This is a genomic window from Virgibacillus natechei, from assembly GCF_026013645.1.
GTDB lineage: Bacteria > Bacillota > Bacilli > Bacillales > Amphibacillaceae > Virgibacillus_L > Virgibacillus_L natechei.
In genome coordinates, this window is sequence record NZ_CP110224.1 from 3,404,135 (window position 1) to 3,420,638 (window position 16,504).

The window sequence follows — 16,504 nt, forward strand, 5'->3', positions numbered from 1 at the left end:
GGAAGAAATCTCTCTGTGACTTTATGCTATATGGGGACACGGCCTCTTTTGTTCCGTTTTATAAAAAACTATCAGCAACAGCTAATTAGAGATGGTTTTACATTCGTATCGACGTATATTTCGCTCATCCTTACAATTCATAGGACCGCGGCTCAAATTTAATATTACAAATATAGTTTGACATATTACAAACATATGTTCTATAATGTTGATGTAACTAACATTTGGGGAGGAATTGAACTATATGGACGAAATGGTATTAGAAGTACAAAAGTGGTTGAACGAAACTTACACAGGAAGGATTGGTTATACACCTATACCTGAAGACGGACAAACAGGAAACACAACTGTGGATGCCTTAATCATCGGACTTCAATATGAAATAGGAATAGCTTTTCCTGTGCCTAATTTTGGGCCAAGTACAAAAGAAAGATTTCCTGGGTTATCTAAACAAGAAAGTAATGAAGCGCCAACAAATCTAAACATGATTCTCCAAGGTGGATTTTGGTGTAAAGGGTACAATCCAGGTGGATTTACAGGTAATTTCTTTGAAGCTACAGAGGATAAAGTAAGGGAATTTGAGAGTGACGTTGGTTTAAATCCAACTGGATATGTAGATGCAAAATTGATGGAGGCAATATTAAATACTGATGGTTTTAGGCAGGCAGGTGGATACCCACCATATATTAGAACAATGCAGCAACTTCTAAATAAAGATTATAACCAGTACTTTGATTATATCCCAACAAATGGTAACTATGAAAGAAAAACCAACAAAGCTATTATCTACGCTCTACAGCATGAAATTGGAATTGGAGATATTGCGAATGGTAATTATGGACCTAGTACAGAAGCGAACACTCCAACTCTAACACCTGGTAACGAAAATAGAGAACAGAACAGGGTGCTCCAATTTGCGTTAGCAGCTAATGGATATTATCAATCAAGTTTATATGATGGTAATTACGGTAGTGCTGTAGAATCTGCAGTTCGTGAATTTCAAGAATTTATGACATTACCTGTAATAGGAATAGCTGATATGGCGACTATTAAACAGCTTCTTACAAGTAATGGATGGACAGGGAGAAGTGCTTCTGCATGTGACGCATCAACCATTGTTGACCGTCCAAAAGCTCAAACCTTAGTAGATCACGGATATGAAATTATAGGACGCTATCTAACTGGAACAGTTGGAGGAACTCGTTCAAAAGCAATGACTCATACAGAACTGGAGATACTTGAAGAATATGGGATTAGGGTGTTCCCAATTTACCAAGACGGAGGATACTATCCCGAGTACTTCAATCATGGCCGAGGATATAGTGATGGATATAGAGCAATTGAAGCAGCTGATAGACTCGGTTTCCCTCACGGAACAACTATATATTTTGCAGTAGATTTTGATGCATATGATTTCCAGGTACAAGATCGCATCCTTCCTTATTTAAGAGGAGTCAGACAAGCCCTTGATTCTACAGCTGGTGAAGCCGGAATCTCTAGATATGAGTTAGGAGTTTACGGTCCAAGAAACATCTGCATTCAGGCTGCAGGTGATTCAGGAGTTAGAGCTACGTATAGTTTTGTTGCAAACATGTCAACAGGATTTAGTGGGAATTTAGGGTATCCCATGCCAACAAATTGGTCTTTCAGCCAGTTTTACGAATATACAATTACATCTGGGCCTGACTCTAGCACAATCGGGATTGATAAAAATGACTATTCAGGAAGAGACACTGGTGTAAGTAGCGTTAATCCTCCTTCTGAAGGGGACCATTTAAGAGACAAATTATACGATGAAATGATGGATTTAGGTAGTTCTTTACCTAGTTTCTTTATAGACCCAGATGTTTTTGGAACGACTTTTGCCTTCAATCAGGAAATTCCAGTATTCGAGAGTCTATTCTATAGCATTTCGCTAGAAGCTCAAATAAATTACTCTATTGGAGGAGAAGATGCAACATATATTACGGTCTCTGATGGAGAGATTGGCTATGACCTCGAAGATATAATTAATTCAGAAGAATTTTTTGGAAGGTTAAGCGCCTCTAGACGATTGGAATACGAGGAGCAACTTAGTGACTTATCTGCTACGATTGGAAATGGGTATATTGAATTTACAGCTTATATGGATGGCATGCAGAATGTAACTAAAATTACTGCGTACAAAGATGATATTCGTATAGACGAACAAAACAAAGTAAGTTTGGCAGTATCAGTTATTTTTGAAGTAATCTCGGGTAATACTCCTAGTCCAGAATTTGGTGGTTACCCCCAAAAGTTAGAGTTTTATTATGCAGCTGATTGGATGGATTGAGTTCGGTACTCAACTGGACTCAATCCATCCATTTTTTCTTTTGAACGTTCATGATTGTACCAGTAGATATATTCTTCAATCCGTCTTTTTAATTCTTCATAGCTTACTAATTCTTCCCCATAATACATTTCTTGCTTTAAAATGCCAAAGAAATTCTCTATCGGCGCATTATCTGCGCAGTTTGCTTTGCGTGACATACTTTGAAATACGTTGTTCTTTTTTAATGTTCTCACCCATTGATTGTGCTGATAGTGCCAACCTTGATCAGAATGGATGGTGGTCCGATAGGTTGCACGACTTTTTATTATCTCTATCGTTTCTTTTAAAGGTTTCATGACAAGATCTAATGTTGGACGTTTCTTGATTTCAAACGCAATAATTTCTCGGTTATAAAGATCAAGAATTGGATTTAAATATAATTTCTCTTCGCCTAGACATTTGAATTCCGTAATGTCGGTTACTAATTTTTGAAGGGGGATTGGTGTGCTGAAACGACGTGCTAGTCGGTTTTTCGCTACTTTCCCTACGTTCCCTTTGTAGGAATTGTATTTACGGGATTTGCGCATAAACTTTACACATTTTAACCCCAATTCTTGCATCAGGCGATACACTTTTTTATGATTAATACAATGTCCTAATTTCTTTAATTCTTTCGTAATTCGTTTATATCCATAACGTTCATGAAACTTCTTAAACAGGTTTGTAATGAGTTCTTTTAGTTCTGTTTCCGAATCTTCTTTCTCAAAGTTTTTGACATGGTAGTGATAGGTTGCTTCAGGAATATCCACTGCTACGAGAATATCCTTTAATCTGAATCCTTCTTGTTTGAGCTCGAATGCCAGCTTTGCTTGAACTTTTCGTGGAAGGCATTCGGATTTTCCCGAAAAGCTTTTAGCTTTTTTAGATACGCGTTTTCTAGCCTTAGTAGTTCATTCTCATGTTTCAACTCTTCTTCACGCGTTAAATTCTTCTCGTCTTTCTTCTTAGGTTTATTGTGTTTCTTAGACATAGAAGGTCGCCCCTTTGATTTTGGTATCAGGCCTTCTATTCCTTGTTCATTAAATACTTTCATCCAATGGTTAATTAATGAAGGATTGTTCAATTTAAATTGATCAGCAGTTTCCTGATAAGAAGCACCTGTCTCTAACATAAATTGTACAGTATCTAATTTAAATTGAACAGAGTATGCTTCTTTCCTTTTTCTTCGTTTTAATCCCTCCATCCCTTGAGTTTTATAGGCTCTTACCCAATCTTGTAATGGTGTTTGAGAAGGCATATTGTATTTTTTTGCCAATAATTTATATCCCAGATTCCCATGCAAATACTCAGTGACAAGTTTAATTTTAAATTCTTCACTATATTTAGCCATAAAAACACCCCCGAAAGTTAGATTTTTCTACTCTAACTTTCGGGGGTCAGTACCAAACCTATGCTCTTTTTTTATTCAATATTTTTTATTTTTTTGAACTAACCCTCTATCTTTAAGAAATTTATCTAGTTTCTCTGATTGCTCCCCAGCTATTAAATGATAGGTAAGTCTACTTTTATTAATATAAATAAAGAAGTGATCTTCGTCCCTGTTATAAAAATCAAATTCAACCCATTTAGTGGTCATATTTCTTTCCCTTTTTGTGTCGTTAGGAAGATACGTTACATGAATTTCATCCTCATCCAGAATAGCATTATATTCTCCTAAAACCCCCGTATACTTTGAAGTTAATGTTTTATTGATATTTTTTATAGCATCTTTTTTATGTTCTCTCAGAGCAGGAATGGGACAAGAAATCAAGAGAATAAGAACCAAGAGTAAGTAAGAGAGTACTCCTCCTTCAAATATTTTATGGAGAGGGAAAGCAACAATTAATGATACTACTAAAACTGAAAGAAGGGTCCATATTTGCCCTTTTTTTATATTTGGGCTTAAATCATAGTAATTCTCTGCGAATTTTTGGACATCCCCTTCATTCTTAACATAGTTCAATTCAATTTCCATATATAATCCCCTTATTATAAATTATTAACTGTCGCAGATTAAAAACACCATCTGTATAACCTGCAGCACCATCCGATAGCTCTTGGATTATGTTCCTTGACAACATACCATATTAAAAAGAAAAAAACACCTCAACTTTTGGTATAGTTTAATTAACTAGAAAAACTACCAATAGCTAGGTGCATATTACTATGATAGCGAATAATGACCTGAATAATCAACTACCAAATGCATTAAAATCAACATTTAATGAACTCAATTCTAAAACACCTTAGGTACGCAGGAATCACGAAAGGTCCTGGCTTTACTTGTGCCTATATATTTAAGTTGATTTTCTGTCTCCTCTTCGAAGAAGGGGAAAATTGGCTTCTAAAGGGACAAAAATCCGATGAGTTACCTGAAAAGAATACGATATATCGTTACTAATCCCAAGTATAATGTATCATCATCTATCCTAACCTGAGCTCTTTTACAATGTCATCCAGGTGATCACGCGCATTAGTTGAATGATAAAAATGTTTATCTGTATTACGGAAATCTCTTTAATACTCGCAGGTTCTCCATCTCTCTTCATTCAGTGCACACGTAGCACCGCGTAGAACAGAAATTAAGACACATAGAGAAGAATGTCCACTCCAAGATATAGATATCCACATCTATAAATTAACGATTCTAAGATATGAATAATGAAATTACTGTGGTAAGGAAATTCAGCTACCCTTGTATCATAATTTGACATTGATATAAATGTCAATATTAATTATGAAACCACCATTAAGTAAGGATAGTTACTTATTCTTCCGTTATCTCTTTAGTATTTTGAATGTATTCCATTTCCTCTGCTTCGCTTAAAATCCCTGTTGCTTTTCCAGTTGTTGGTTCACCTCGAGATTCATAAACTAAATTATGTTCTTTATCTATTTCAGAAAAATCGTTTTCCTTCCATCTTTCCAAAATGTTTCGAAATTCTGCTTCTCCTTCTAAATTAACCAACGTTTTGTCTAATCCTTCTAAAAGCCAATTGACTCGTTCATCTGTTATTTGATAGAATCCCCATTTGTTATCTGCATCGACTTTCTGGTGAGACATATAATGAATATAATCATTAAAATTTTTATCTGATAAATCTTTTTGCTGTATATAACCACCAAATGGATTTTCTTCTTTTTCCTCATCACTATTAGCGTTATTTTTTACTTGCTGAACCTGTTTTTCATCTATTGAATCCGCAGATGTTATTGCACTTGAACCAATGGAATAAATTGAAACTGTAATTCCTATTGCAGATGCAATACCTAATGAAGTTAGTGTAAATATTTTAAGCGTCTTTCTCATTTTATCCCCTCCTTTTTAATGATTTTCTTAGTTGAATTATAGATATGTTTATCTTTATTTTCAAGTAATCATATTACATAAAAAGTTGGACGGACAAATAAATGTCCGTCCTAAAACAATTAATACCACCAAAGACTACTAAGCATATTACCTTTGTAATTTTCGTACGTTCCCCAATAAAAATAAACGACAACTCTTAAATCCTTATTACGTTGTGCAATACCTGAAAAGTACCTGTTAGATGGGCTGTTTTGGCTGACATAACCAGACCGATTAGCGAAAGTCCCCCAGCTTCCATTAATATTTCTTTGTAAATGCATTTCCCAAAGAATCTCAAAATCTGGTTCGCTTGTAACACCTCCAGAGTTGCTAATATTAGTCGAGGTTGTTAAGTCCACACTAACTGTAGAACCAACAGGAGTAACACATAATCGTGCACTCGTTATCGCCCAAGTATCACCATAAGTCACCCATCTTAAATCTCCATTTCTGCAAGTTGTAATAAAAAATCTCTCCTTTATACTATTTTACAAAACTAAAAATACACTTAACTATTAATAGCTTAAATGATATTAATAATATTAGCAAAACATTTATGGGATTTATTGGAAATAATATTAAAAATAAATTACTGACCACATAAGGGAAAACACTGTGGTAGGGTCAAAATTTTATACTTTCTTATCTTTTTTTAAACCGAGTAGGCGTAGCTATTACTGACTACGCCTACTCGGTTAGTGCAAATTAAGTACAAATTAATTTACCATGCAGTAAGTCCTGATTCACCATTTTTGGAAATATAGCTTGAAATCCAAGCAAAACCTAGTGCTGCAATACTAGCTACAATGATTGCACCTGCACCTGTAGCAGCAATTAAAGCGATTGCTCTGCTCCATGTAAGTCCGCCATTAACCAGCCTCACAAGAATAGTAGAAATAGCTGCTACAGCTGGAGTAGAAATACCAAAGGTAAGGAAAGGTACGCAGCAGAAAACAACCAAGCGCATATGTCCCAGTTTGAGGTTTTATTCCATGTTAAATTACGATACAACTATAATTTTTCAAGAACAAAAGCGCAATCGCCCGGTTAGCAACGTACAAACTGGAGCATTCCGCAATGAGATAAAGGAAACACGACGAACGAAGTGAGTCGATGTTGACTTTCACCACAAGGGTATAAGTGCGACTAAGCCTCTGGCGGAGCCAATCGGCAAGTCTTCTTTATCGTAGTGGAGGAGTGTGAAGTTTGATAGTTGCTGGGCGCTGGAGCTGGACGTGGCTATTCCAGTGTATAAGTTATCCACAGCTTTTAAATTCTATAGTACGCTATGCAATCAAAAAACAGATGACACATTTTCCATGCACCATCTGTTTCAGTTCTTATATTTATTATTGTTTTTATCGATTACGATAATTCTGCTATAATTTCATCATCTGCTTTTTCTACGTGTACAAACGGTTTTACTACATCCCCGTCATCATTAACGCGCGTTATATCTGCGCCTAATGCTGCTAATTTTTCTGCTAAATTAACATAACCACGGTCAAGATGCTTTAGTTCTGTAACGCGTGTGTAGCCATCTGCACGTAATCCAGCCAGAATTAATGCAGCCGCTGCACGTAAATCTGTTGCAGCTACTTCAGCACCTTGTAATTCGCTAGGTCCCTCGATAATTACACTGCGTCCTTCAATTTTCATTTTCGCATTCATGCGACGGAATTCTTCTACATGCATAAAGCGGTTTTCAAAAACCGTCTCTGTAATGACACTCGTTCCATTTGCACTCAACATTAAAGCCATCATTTGTGATTGCATATCGGTTGGAAAGCCTGGATGCGGAAGTGTTTTAATATCGGTAGCTTGCAATTCTTTTGGCCCGATAACACGAACTCCTTCCCCTTCTTCTTTGATCGAAACATTCATTTCTTCTAGCTTCGAAATAACAGAGCGTAGATGTTCTGTTTCTACATTATCAATTAAAACATTTCCACCAGTAATCGCTGCAGCAACCATAAATGTTCCTGCTTCCACGCGGTCTGGAATAATTGGGTGTTCAATTCCTCTTAACTTTTCAACACCTTCTATGCGAATGGTTTCTGTTCCTGCTCCAACAATTTTAGCGCCCATTTTATTTAAGAAGTTTGCTAAATCCACTATTTCTGGTTCTTTCGCACAATTTTCGATGGTTGTTTTTCCATCTGCTAACGAAGCTGCCATCATGATATTTTCAGTTGCACCAACGCTTGGCATATCTAAATAAATTTTTGCACCTTTAAGACGCCCATCTACATTAGCTTCGACAAAACCATTGCCAACATGGACGTGAGCTCCCATTGCTTCAAATCCTTTTAAGTGTAAATCAATCGGACGTGATCCTATTGCGCACCCTCCTGGCATTGCAACCTTTGCATGGCCATAGCGGGCTAGTAACGGCCCTAATACCAATACGGATGCGCGCATCTTACGCACATATTCGAATGGGGCTTCCGTTTCTAACTTTTTTGAAGCATCAACTACTACTGTATTATTATCAAAATGTACGTCTGCATTCATATTTCTTAAAACTTCATTAATTGTATATACATCCGCTAGAACAGGGACATCTTTAATTATACTTTTCCCTTCACTTGCTATAAGGCTTGCTGCAATGACTGGGAGCACTGCGTTTTTCGCACCCTCCACTTTTACGGTACCATTCAGCTGGTGTCCGCCTCTTACGATGATTTTCTCCATATTCGAATTCTCCTCTAGATACAATTTCATAATATTAATATTCATTTATTAGCATAGGTGTGCCTATCGTGTATGTGTGATTTCCATTTTCGTTCTCTACTACAGCAATTTGTACGTTCATTGGTATGTCTTCAATCATGATTTTTTGGGACCATAATGGTGTATACCCATATATAATCTTTTCATGCATTGAATTATTTATTGTGTCGATTTGTGTCTCCATATACTTAAGGCTTAAACGCTCAGCTAAATCGTTTAAGAAATTATCACTTTCTAGTATATCACCATTCTTAGTTGTCAGACAAGCAAATAGTTCTGCTAAATCCGTAAAATATTTCTCTTTCATGGAATTCACTAATACATGATAATTTTCTTTCACAGAAGGGTTCCAATTTGTACCTTTTACTACAGCAATTAGTTCTGCATGATACATGTCATCGTGCGGAATGATCACATTATAGCTTTCGGAAATACCCTCACGTTTAGGGGTACTCTCAAATAAATAGTTTATACTGTTTTCCGTTTCTGTAACAGTGACTATATGACTATTTTTCAATTCCTCCATTATTTTCTCAAGTTGATCTCTATCCATGGTTTCTTTTAATGTAACTTCCCATTCATCTATTGTTAAACCGCTGTCCGTTACAGCTGATGCCAAATTAATAAGTTCATCAGATTGAATAGCTCCAACCTCCGTATCTGTTGTTATAAATAATATTAGTAATAAACCAATAAGTGCCATTTTCCTCATAGAAAAATCCCCCTCATGAAACTATAGATACCTATAGTATGAGCAGGGATTCTAGTAAATAAACGATACAAATTACGACAATTACTAGATTGCTAGTTGTTCGGACTAACAGAAATAACCATTTCATAGAAAACTTGGCTTATCACCAGGGTTATGGCGGGTAGTCTTCGTGCACGTATGCAGCAAGAAAGTTTATCTTTTAGTATGAAAACGAATCGATTTGATGATAGATAATGGCTCGCTTAAGGCGAACCATGTTGGTTCCTATCTAGTTAAAAAAGATACAATAGATCTCTTGACCATTGTAATATTTCAAGGAAAAATCGACTTACACCAGAACCAATAACGATTGTGATAAATAACAATAAGATTCTAGCTTCTACGACACGATCTTTACGAATTAGCGGATCAAAGTTGATTGATACAACCACCCGCCATGTGAGGGAAATAAAAATTATATGTGAGATTATACTTACAACTGCTAATTGACCAATTCCGATATCAATCATTAAAACCACCTTACATGTTGTGAACTAGTTATAACTTTGCCATTTGCGAACCTAAATGTCAATGGATTAAACATAGACTAAGAATCGACTTTTATCCATTCATTTCCCAGGAAATATCGACATTATCTGTATCCATAAAAAATCTCTCCCAACATTTTGTCGCGAGAGATTTTTATATCATTACTGACCGACACTTATTCGGTTTATTGCTCGTTTGAGTGCTAATTCTGCCCGTTGGAAGTCAATATCGTCCTGTTTAGTCTGTAGACGGTTTTCTGCACGTGTTTTGGCTTCCTCTGCACGCTTGACATCGATATCAGAAGGTTTTTCAGCAGTCTGTGCAAGAATTGTCACTTTCTCTGATTTTACCTCCATGAATCCACCGTTAACAGCTAGTTGCACCGTATCGTTACCACTTTTCAAGCGTACAGCGCTAATTGATAAGGGAGCGACTAGTGGAACATGCCCTGGTAAAATACCAAGCTCTCCAACTTCTGATTTACAGCTAACCATTTCAAAACTATCTTCCATTATTGGGCCATCAGGAGTAACAACACTCACCGTTAGTGTTTTCAATGTAACCCCTCCTCGGACTGGTATGAAGTAGCTGCAAATAATCTAACATGCAGCAGTGTGCTAGATAAAGTTGTAAAGTAATCATGTTGCACGTATCACACTACAATTTTATCAGTACATCGCTTCTACCACTTGTATCCTTTATTATTCCATGCCTTTTGCCTTTTCTACTACGTCTTCAATACGTCCTACTAAGCGGAATGCATCCTCTGGAATATCATCATGTTTACCATCCAGAATTTCTCTGAAACCTTTTATCGTTTCTGCTACTGGTACATACGAACCTTTTTGACCAGTAAACTGCTCAGCTACGTGGAAGTTTTGCGATAAGAAGAACCGAAGTCGACGCGCACGGGACACCGTAAGCTTATCCTCGTCACCCAACTCGTCCATACCTAATATAGCAATAATATCCTGTAATTCTTTATATTTCTGTAGTGTTTGCTGAACTTCAGTCGCTACTTGATAATGCTCGTCTCCTACATTTTCAGGATCCAATGCCCGTGATGTAGAGCCCAGCGGATCCACTGCAGGGTAGATACCTTCTTCAGACAAGCTACGATCCAAGTTTGTTGTTGCATCAAGGTGAGCGAATGTTGTCGCAGGTGCCGGGTCTGTATAGTCATCGGCAGGTACATAAATAGCCTGGATGGATGTTACAGAACCTTTATCAGTCGATGTAATACGCTCTTGTAGTTGTCCCATTTCTGTTGCAAGGGTTGGCTGATAACCAACAGCAGATGGCATACGACCAAGAAGTGCGGAAACTTCCGTACCTGCCTGCGTGAAACGATAAATATTATCGATAAAGAGAAGCACATCTGATCCTTTTTCGTCACGGAAATACTCAGCCATTGTAAGTCCTGTTAATGCAACACGAAAACGCGCACCAGGGGGCTCATTCATCTGACCGAATACCATAGCAGTTTTGTTAATAACACCGGAGTCTTTCATTTCATAGTAAAGGTCATTCCCCTCACGTGTACGCTCACCAACACCAGCGAACACGGAAAGACCACCATGCTCCAGTGCAATATTATTGATTAATTCCTGGATTAAAACCGTTTTCCCAACACCGGCTCCTCCAAATAATCCAATCTTACCACCTTTAATATAGGGTGCCAATAAATCGACAACCTTAATACCTGTTTCCAGAATTTCTGTCTCTGTTGACAGGTTCTCAAATTTAGGTGCTTCCCGGTGAATTGGATCCCGGCGCACGTCAGCTGACAATGGTTCATCAAGGTCGATATTTTCACCCAGCAGGTTGAAAACCCGGCCTAACGTGACATCTCCTACTGGAACGGAAATCGGATTACCTGTATTTTCTGCTGCCATTCCACGCGTGACACCGTCTGTGGAAGACATCGCAATTGTACGTACACTATTATCACCCAGGTGCAGTGCTACTTCCAGTGTAAGATCAATTTCTTCCTGTCCTTCACTTGCTTGCGCCCGAACAGTTAAGGCGTTATTAATATCCGGGAGCTGTCCCTCATCGAATTTCACATCAACGACAGGTCCCGTCACTTGTGTTACATGTCCTTTGCTCAATGATTTCCCTCCTAACTAACTTTCGAAAGTGATCCGTGAAAACTACTCCAGTGCAGCAACTCCACCAGTAATTTCAGTGATTTCTTGTGTAATTGCTCCCTGGCGAGCACGGTTATAGGCTAATTCCAAGTCATCGATAAGCTCATCTGCATTATCAGTTGCACTGTTCATTGCCGTCCTCCGCGCAGCATGTTCACTCGCTTTACTGTCCAACAATGCACCGAATATTAAGCTTTCGGCGTATTGCGGTAAGAGTACTTCCAGAATTTGTTTCTGATCCGGTTCATATTCATACTCACTATTTGATCCAGTTTGTTCTTCCTGTATATCTGTAATAGGCAGTATCCTGTTTGTGGTAACTTGCTGGGAAATTGCACTTACATAGTGATTATAAAAAATGCTTAATTCGTCAATTTCCTGATCACTGTACATGCGCACTGTATCCGAAGCAAGTTCTTTAATATCTGCAAAATCCGGCTGATCTGCTACACCAATGATACTTCTGGCTATTGGCATATTTCGTTTTTTGCAAAACTCATAAGCCATGCGCCCTACTGCAATTACCGTGTATTCGTCTGTCGAATTATGCTTTTCTTGAACCGTCTCATATAGATGCCTTAATACACTACTATTATACGCACCCGCTAAACCGCGGTCAGAAGTAATTACAATATACCCTGTCTTTTTAACATCACGATGCTCTAACATGGGATGACTGACATCCGTATCCTCAGCTGCAATATTTGCAACAACTTCCTGTATCTTAGCACTATATGGTATAAATGATTTTGCATTTTGTTCTGCTTTACTCATTTTAGAGGCGGATACCATTTCCATTGCAGATGTGATTTGTTTTGTTTTCTTTGTCGAATCCATCCGACCTTTAATATCTCTAATTGACGCCAAGCTTTTTCACCGTCCTTCCTGTGACAGGCCAGAGGTTAGAAGTCAGAAATCGGATTACCCTGGCTCTTATATCCTTATCTTTTTTATGACGATTTTCATTTATTATTGCTTGGTAGAAACGTTTTCTTAAATGTTTCTACAGCATCGTCCATATCGCTTGTTTCTGGAAGTTTACCGGTTTCACGGATGGATGATAGTAATTCTTTACGATTGCTGTCCAACCAAACATGGAATTCAGATTCAAAACGGGTGATATCCTCAACCGGTACATCATCCAGATGGCCTTTGGTTAATGCATAGATGATCATCACCTGTTTTTCAACAGCTATCGGTTGATGCAGTCCTTGTTTAAGGATTTCAACAGTACGTTGACCACGCCCTAATTTTGCCAGCGTTGATTTATCCAGGTCTGAACCAAATTGCGAGAATGCCTCCAGTTCGCGGAAGGATGCCAAGTCTAGACGTAACGTTCCTGCAACCTTTTTCATCGCTTTAATTTGTGCAGATCCACCTACACGTGATACCGAAAGCCCCGCGTTAATCGCCGGACGAACACCGGAGAAGAATAAGTCTGATTGCAGGAAGATCTGTCCATCGGTTATGGAGATTACGTTTGTTGGGATATAGGCAGAAATATCGCCTGCTTGTGTTTCAACAAATGGTAGTGCAGTTAAGGATCCGCCACCTAATGTGTCGTTTAATTTTGCTGCACGCTCCAGTAAACGGGAGTGTATATAGAAAACATCACCTGGGAATGCTTCACGGCCTGGTGGACGACGAAGAAGCAAGGATAGTTCACGATATGCTGCTGCCTGCTTCGACAAGTCATCAAATACGACGACAACATGTTTGCCGTTATACATAAACTCTTCACCCATGGCTGTACCAGCATATGGTGCCATATATAATAATGGTGCCGGGTCTGATGCTCCAGCTGACACAACGATTGTCTTATCCAATACCCCGTAACGACGGAAGGTTTCCACAGTGCTTCTGACCGTTGACTCCTTTTGTCCAATCGCTACATAAATACAAAGCATATCCTCGTCTTTCTGGTTAATAATCGTATCAACGGCCACCGTTGTTTTCCCTGTTTGACGATCTCCGATAATAAGTTCACGCTGACCGCGTCCAATTGGTACCAGTGCATCGATTGCTTTAATACCGGTTTGTAATGGTTCATCAACCGATTGACGATCCATAACACTTGGTGCCGCTCCTTCCATTGGACGTGTTCCTGTTGTTTCAACCTGGCCTTTTCCGTCGATTGGCTGTCCAAGCGGGTTAACCACTCGTCCAAGCAAATTTTCTCCAACAGGTACTTGCATAATACGGCCTGTACGACGAACTTCATCGCCTTCTTTAATATCTGTATACGGGCCTAATATAACAATACCTACGTTGCTTTCTTCTAGGTTTTGTGCCAAGCCCATAACGCCACTTGAAAACTCAACAAGTTCTTGGGCCATGATATTATCAAGACCGTGAGCACGAGCAATACCGTCCCCAACTTCAATAACTGTTCCAATATCTGTTACTTCAATATCTGTATCAAAATTTTCGATTTGTTGCTTAATCAATGTACTAATTTCTTCAGCTTTCATGCTCATACCATTTCACCCCTATCATCATTAATTTGCAGTTACAATATCCCGCTTTATACGATCCAGTTTTCCACTCACGGAACCATCTATGATCTTATTCCCTATCCGGATCTTAATCCCGCCGATAATGGAAGGGTCGACAACATTATTTAACTTAAACTTATTTTTGGAGTAGCGCTTTACAAGTGTTTGTTCAAGTTGTTGACGTTCCGCTTCTGATAATTCGCGAACAGAATATACGGTTGCTTCTGCAGTTCCTTGTGCATCATTTACCAGTTGAACAAAATGATCAATAATGGATGGAATGATCTCAGTGCGCCTGCGATCCACAAGCAATTTAATTGTATTTAACGCATCTGTAGACAGGCCTGCAAATGCTTCAACTAAAAGCTCTTTTTTCCTTTCATTATTAATACGAGGATGCTTTAGGAATGTAAAAAGTTGTTCGTTGCCTTGGAAAACTTCATGAACAATGTTTAATTCTTGATGTAATTGCTCTAAAATAGCCTTTTCTTCACCGAGTTGAAAAAGAGCATCTGCGTAACGTTTGGCTACTACTGCTTCACTCATCGCTCTTCTCCTATCTCTTTAATGTATTCATTAATCAATGCTTCCTGATCCTGTTCACTGATTTCTTTTTCTATGACCTTACTTGCAATAAGTACAGATAACGATGAAACTTTATCTTGCAATGCTTGAAGTGCCTGCTCTTTTTCATTTTGAATATCATCTTGAGCCGCTTGTTTAATACGTTCTGCTTCTAAACGAGCCGATTCAACAATATCCTGCTCTTGTTTAACACCAGCATTTTTAGCATCTTCTATCATTTTTTGTGCTTCTTGTTTTGTTTGATGTAACTGATCACTTGCCTCTTTAGCGGCAATTTCAGCCTCGGCGCGACTTTTCTCAGCAGATTCTATTTCTCCTGCTACATAGTTTTCACGCTTTTCCATCACATTCATTACAGGTCCCCAAGCGAATTTCTTTAACAAAAAAAGCAATAATAGAAAGAAGAATAATTGTACTGCCATATCTCCTATTCTTAATCCACCTACTGTTGCTCCAATTGTCATAAAGTCAGTATATAAATGCACCGTTCTCACTCCTTTCACGGTCACGATATCGAAGTATTCTAAAGTGTCTTTTCGTCATAACTACATAAAGCAATGGCGAAGATTCTTGTGAATGAACTCCGCCATCTCATCTTATTAATTCAGGGACATTATTTAGATAATCATAAATGCGATAACTGCTGCGATGATTGGGATCGCCTCAACTAGTGCTGCACCGATTAACATTGTCGTTTGAAGTGCACCACGTACCTCTGGTTGACGTGCGATACTTTCTACTGTTTTACTTACGATCATCCCGTTACCAAGACCTGCACCTAATGCTGCTAGTCCAATTGCTATTGCTGCTGCTAATGCTTCCATGAAAATTTCCTCCTTTTATAGTAAACCTTGTTATATGTTATTAATTAATGGTCACTGCTCACTTTATGAGACATATAGACCATTGTTAACATCGTAAAGATAAATGCCTGGATGGCACCAATAAATAAACTAAATCCTTGCCATACCATTAATGGAATCGGCGCGGCAATGAGTCCAAATATGCCACCTGTCGTTCCTAGTCCTACGAGAAGAATCAGTAAAACTTCACCTGCATAGATATTTCCGAATAAACGTAAGCCTAACGTTAATGTGTTTGTGAATTCCTCAATAATTTTAAATGGCAACATAATTGGTACAGGACTGACATACTCTTTCAAATACGCCTTTGTTCCTTTTGTTTTTACACCATAATAATGTGTTAATAAGACCACCATTGCAGATAGGGTTAATGTTAACGTCGCATCGGCAGTTGGTGATTTCCACCATAAATCTTGGCCTACAAAGCCCAATGTTGCAACACCCACAAGGTTACTAATCAATATGTACGTAATTAACGTAAGGCCTAGCGGAAGGAATATCTTCCCTGTTTTCCAGTCCATTGTGTCGTTAATTATACCCTTCACAAAGTCAATTAGCCACTCCACGAAATTTTGCATCCCTGTTGGTTTCATTTGAAGGTTCCTGCTTGCCCATAAAAAGAAGAAGAACACTATAGCTGAAACAATAGGAATCATCATCACATTGGACAAGTTAAAGCTAAGCCAAGAAATCCCAAACACATTTTCAACAACTGGATTTGTATGATGGTCCAAATTCATCACCTCTCTTTTATATT

General features: G+C 38.2%; 17 protein-coding genes and 2 pseudogenes. 2 read left to right on the forward strand and 17 right to left on the reverse strand.

The window, feature by feature from the left end; translation table 11 throughout:
* Window positions 1-244 precede the first annotated feature (244 nt).
* A complete protein-coding gene (locus OLD84_RS17045) occupies window positions 245-2,314 on the forward strand; it encodes a glycoside hydrolase domain-containing protein (protein WP_209464713.1) in 2,070 nt (689 codons plus the stop codon).
* Here OLD84_RS17045 and OLD84_RS17050 read toward each other — a convergent pair.
* The 3 genes and pseudogenes from OLD84_RS17050 to OLD84_RS17060 all read right to left on the reverse strand — a co-directional run.
* Window positions 2,290-3,174 (reverse strand): annotated as a pseudogene (locus OLD84_RS17050) (IS3 family transposase); the annotation flags it as partial. The gene OLD84_RS17045 and the pseudogene OLD84_RS17050 sit on opposite strands and share 25 nt — an antisense overlap.
* Window positions 3,120-3,683, reverse strand: coding sequence for a transposase (locus OLD84_RS17055; RefSeq protein WP_264917239.1), 564 nt, complete (start codon window positions 3,681-3,683; stop codon window positions 3,120-3,122). The gene OLD84_RS17055 and the pseudogene OLD84_RS17050, both read right to left, overlap by 55 nt.
* A 75-nt stretch (window positions 3,684-3,758) precedes the next feature.
* Entirely contained in the window at window positions 3,759-4,307 is a 549-nt protein-coding gene (locus tag OLD84_RS17060) for a hypothetical protein (protein ID WP_209463051.1), read from the reverse strand.
* A 191-nt stretch (window positions 4,308-4,498) separates the two neighbouring features.
* On the opposite strand from OLD84_RS17060, the pseudogene OLD84_RS19580 reads away from it, so the two are divergent.
* A pseudogene (locus tag OLD84_RS19580) lies at window positions 4,499-4,730 on the forward strand (IS4 family transposase); the annotation flags it as partial.
* 369 nt (window positions 4,731-5,099) lie between these two features.
* Here the strand turns inward: OLD84_RS19580 and OLD84_RS17065 are convergent.
* The 14 genes from OLD84_RS17065 to atpB form a co-directional block, all read right to left on the reverse strand.
* Window positions 5,100-5,642 carry a DUF6241 domain-containing protein gene (locus OLD84_RS17065; RefSeq protein WP_209463050.1) on the reverse strand — a complete coding sequence of 181 codons (543 nt, stop codon included), beginning with the start codon at window positions 5,640-5,642 and terminating at the stop codon, window positions 5,100-5,102.
* A 119-nt stretch (window positions 5,643-5,761) separates the two neighbouring features.
* The gene (locus OLD84_RS17070; RefSeq protein WP_209463049.1) at window positions 5,762-6,112 is read right to left on the reverse strand and encodes a hypothetical protein; all 351 of its coding nucleotides are present in this window, start codon (window positions 6,110-6,112) and stop codon (window positions 5,762-5,764) included.
* A gap of 290 nt (window positions 6,113-6,402) precedes the next feature.
* Window positions 6,403-6,648 (reverse strand): hypothetical protein, encoded by a 246-nt coding sequence (locus OLD84_RS17075; protein WP_264917240.1) that lies wholly within the window; start codon window positions 6,646-6,648, stop codon window positions 6,403-6,405.
* Window positions 6,649-7,046: 398 nt separating this feature from the next.
* Complete coding sequence (murA, locus tag OLD84_RS17080) at window positions 7,047-8,375, reverse strand: UDP-N-acetylglucosamine 1-carboxyvinyltransferase (RefSeq protein ID WP_209463047.1); 1,329 nt, start codon at window positions 8,373-8,375, stop codon at window positions 7,047-7,049.
* 34 nt (window positions 8,376-8,409) lie between these two features.
* Entirely contained in the window at window positions 8,410-9,126 is a 717-nt protein-coding gene (locus tag OLD84_RS17085; RefSeq protein WP_209463046.1) for a YwmB family TATA-box binding protein, read from the reverse strand.
* 272 nt (window positions 9,127-9,398) lie between these two features.
* On the reverse strand, window positions 9,399-9,635 hold the full coding sequence (locus tag OLD84_RS17090) for a DUF1146 family protein (RefSeq protein WP_209463045.1): 237 nt from the start codon (window positions 9,633-9,635) through the stop codon (window positions 9,399-9,401).
* A gap of 180 nt (window positions 9,636-9,815) precedes the next feature.
* Window positions 9,816-10,211: a F0F1 ATP synthase subunit epsilon gene (locus OLD84_RS17095; RefSeq protein ID WP_209463044.1), complete on the reverse strand. Its 396-nt coding sequence runs from the start codon at window positions 10,209-10,211 to the stop codon at window positions 9,816-9,818.
* 144 nt (window positions 10,212-10,355) lie between these two features.
* Complete coding sequence (gene atpD / locus OLD84_RS17100; RefSeq protein ID WP_209463043.1) at window positions 10,356-11,765, reverse strand: F0F1 ATP synthase subunit beta; 1,410 nt, start codon at window positions 11,763-11,765, stop codon at window positions 10,356-10,358.
* Window positions 11,766-11,807: 42 nt separating this feature from the next.
* Window positions 11,808-12,671 carry an ATP synthase F1 subunit gamma gene (gene atpG / locus OLD84_RS17105; RefSeq protein ID WP_209463042.1) on the reverse strand — a complete coding sequence of 288 codons (864 nt, stop codon included), beginning with the start codon at window positions 12,669-12,671 and terminating at the stop codon, window positions 11,808-11,810.
* A gap of 95 nt (window positions 12,672-12,766) precedes the next feature.
* Window positions 12,767-14,281 carry a F0F1 ATP synthase subunit alpha gene (gene atpA, locus OLD84_RS17110; RefSeq protein ID WP_209463041.1) on the reverse strand — a complete coding sequence of 505 codons (1,515 nt, stop codon included), beginning with the start codon at window positions 14,279-14,281 and terminating at the stop codon, window positions 12,767-12,769.
* A gap of 21 nt (window positions 14,282-14,302) precedes the next feature.
* Window positions 14,303-14,845, reverse strand: a complete 543-nt coding sequence (locus OLD84_RS17115) for a F0F1 ATP synthase subunit delta (RefSeq protein ID WP_209463040.1) — start codon at window positions 14,843-14,845, stop codon at window positions 14,303-14,305.
* Window positions 14,842-15,348: a F0F1 ATP synthase subunit B gene (gene atpF, locus OLD84_RS17120; RefSeq protein WP_245301555.1), complete on the reverse strand. Its 507-nt coding sequence runs from the start codon at window positions 15,346-15,348 to the stop codon at window positions 14,842-14,844. The genes OLD84_RS17115 and atpF overlap by 4 nt, the downstream gene beginning before the upstream one ends.
* Window positions 15,349-15,501: 153 nt before the next feature.
* Window positions 15,502-15,708, reverse strand: a complete 207-nt coding sequence (gene atpE / locus OLD84_RS17125; protein WP_209463038.1) for a F0F1 ATP synthase subunit C — start codon at window positions 15,706-15,708, stop codon at window positions 15,502-15,504.
* Between the two features lie 44 nt (window positions 15,709-15,752).
* Window positions 15,753-16,481, reverse strand: coding sequence for a F0F1 ATP synthase subunit A (gene atpB, locus OLD84_RS17130; RefSeq protein WP_209463037.1), 729 nt, complete (start codon window positions 16,479-16,481; stop codon window positions 15,753-15,755).
* Window positions 16,482-16,504: the final 23 nt, after the last annotated feature.

Coding starts and splice junctions, on each gene's coding strand:
- OLD84_RS17055 (WP_264917239.1), bottom strand. CDS start 3,683: ATGGCTAAATATAGTGAAGAATTTAAAATTAAACTTGTCACTGAGTAT.
- OLD84_RS17090 (WP_209463045.1), bottom strand. CDS start 9,635: ATGATTGATATCGGAATTGGTCAATTAGCAGTTGTAAGTATAATCTCA.
- OLD84_RS17085 (WP_209463046.1), bottom strand. CDS start 9,126: ATGAGGAAAATGGCACTTATTGGTTTATTACTAATATTATTTATAACA.
- OLD84_RS17065 (WP_209463050.1), bottom strand. CDS start 5,642: ATGAGAAAGACGCTTAAAATATTTACACTAACTTCATTAGGTATTGCA.
- OLD84_RS17075 (WP_264917240.1), bottom strand. CDS start 6,648: ATGCGCTTGGTTGTTTTCTGCTGCGTACCTTTCCTTACCTTTGGTATT.
- OLD84_RS17045 (WP_209464713.1), top strand. CDS start 245: ATGGACGAAATGGTATTAGAAGTACAAAAGTGGTTGAACGAAACTTAC.
- atpA (WP_209463041.1), bottom strand. CDS start 14,281: ATGAGCATGAAAGCTGAAGAAATTAGTACATTGATTAAGCAACAAATC.
- OLD84_RS17115 (WP_209463040.1), bottom strand. CDS start 14,845: ATGAGTGAAGCAGTAGTAGCCAAACGTTACGCAGATGCTCTTTTTCAA.
- atpE (WP_209463038.1), bottom strand. CDS start 15,708: ATGGAAGCATTAGCAGCAGCAATAGCAATTGGACTAGCAGCATTAGGT.
- murA (WP_209463047.1), bottom strand. CDS start 8,375: ATGGAGAAAATCATCGTAAGAGGCGGACACCAGCTGAATGGTACCGTA.
- OLD84_RS17060 (WP_209463051.1), bottom strand. CDS start 4,307: ATGGAAATTGAATTGAACTATGTTAAGAATGAAGGGGATGTCCAAAAA.
- atpF (WP_245301555.1), bottom strand. CDS start 15,348: ATGACAATTGGAGCAACAGTAGGTGGATTAAGAATAGGAGATATGGCA.